Origin of the sequence: Streptomyces hilarionis (assembly GCF_024539675.1) — a bacterium.
GTDB classification, from domain to species: Bacteria; Actinomycetota; Actinomycetes; order Streptomycetales; family Streptomycetaceae; genus Streptomyces; species Streptomyces hilarionis.
This window is the reverse complement of sequence record NZ_JAHHIT010000861.1, coordinates 1-244: the sequence shown is the minus strand read 5'-3', so window position 1 is coordinate 244 and position 244 is coordinate 1. Positions and strand designations below refer to the sequence as shown.

Here is a 244-nt window from a genome sequence, read left to right as displayed (position 1 = left end):
CTAATAAAGTGCCAGTAGCGACGGCTCCCCTCGTCCATTGCTCCGTGCCCTGTCCATGCCAGCGTCGCTAGCGCAATCGCGCCACAGACAGTGACAATCCAAAGACTCAGTGTTGGAAAGCGCTTGTTCAGGGAAACGCCAATAATGGCCGTCACCAACGCCCCTATTCGGACCATCCAGGTCAAACCGACGTCAGTCCCCATGAGAACCATTTGAAAGATATGGTGATGTAGCTCCATGAAAC

At 53.7% G+C, this 244-nt stretch carries 1 pseudogene; it reads right to left on the bottom strand.

The window, feature by feature from the left end:
- Window positions 1–203 (bottom strand): annotated as a pseudogene (locus KMS84_RS44835) (hypothetical protein); the annotation flags it as partial.
- Window positions 204–244 lie beyond the last annotated feature (41 nt).